The sequence below is a fragment of the Pseudomonas batumici genome (assembly GCF_000820515.1).
GTDB lineage: Bacteria > Pseudomonadota > Gammaproteobacteria > Pseudomonadales > Pseudomonadaceae > Aquipseudomonas > Aquipseudomonas batumici.
This window is the reverse complement of record NZ_JXDG01000066.1, coordinates 1-929: the sequence shown is the minus strand read 5'-3', so window position 1 is coordinate 929 and position 929 is coordinate 1. Positions and strand designations below refer to the sequence as shown.

Genomic DNA, 929 nt, shown 5'->3' with positions numbered 1-929 from the left:
AATATCTACACCGGTCCCAGCACCGAAGACACCCCGGCACTGATCGAGCCGGCGGCGTTCAGCGACGGCATCGTGATCGTCCAGGTCAACCAGTTGGTCGATGACGTCAGCGAACTGCCCCGGGTAGATATTCCCGCGTCCTGGGTCGACTTCGTGGTGGTGGCCGACAAACCCTTCTATATCGAGCCGTTGTTCACCCGTGACCCGCGCCATATCAAGCCGGTGCATGTGCTGATGGCGATGATGGCGATTCGCGGGATCTACGAAAAACACAAGGTGCAGTCCCTCAACCACGGGATCGGCTTCAACACCGCCGCCATCGAGCTGATCCTGCCGACCTACGGTGAATCCCTCGGCCTGAAGGGCAAGATCTGTCGCAACTGGACGCTCAACCCGCACCCGACCCTGATTCCCGCCATTGAAAGCGGTTGGGTCGAAAGCGTGCATTGCTTCGGCACCGAACTGGGGATGGAACACTACATCGCGGCCCGCCCGGATGTGTTCTTCACCGGGCGCGACGGCTCGTTGCGCTCGAACCGGATGTTCTGCCAGTTGGCCGGGCAGTATGCGGTAGACCTGTTTATCGGCGCGACCTTGCAGGTCGACGGTGACGGTCATTCGTCCACCGTGACCCGTGGCCGCCTGGCCGGTTTCGGCGGGGCGCCGAACATGGGGCATGACCCGCGTGGCCGTCGGCATGGCACCCCGGCCTGGCTCGATATGCGCCTCGACACCGGCGATGCCCCCGATGCCCTGCTCGAACGCGGCAAGAAACTGGTGGTGCAGATGGTCGAGACCTTCCAGGAGGGCGGCAAACCGACCTTCGTCGAAACCCTCGATGCCGTGGAGGTGGCGAAGAAAAGCGCGATGCCGCTGGCGCCGATCATGATCTACGGCGACGACGTGACCCATTTGCTGACTGAAGAAGG

Annotated in this window: 1 protein-coding gene; it reads left to right on the top strand. The window is 62.6% G+C overall.

Annotated features, from left to right (window positions below):
- Positions 1 to 929: malonate decarboxylase subunit alpha (locus UCMB321_RS25570; protein ID WP_040071463.1), on the top strand; the 929-nt coding region annotated here is incomplete at both ends.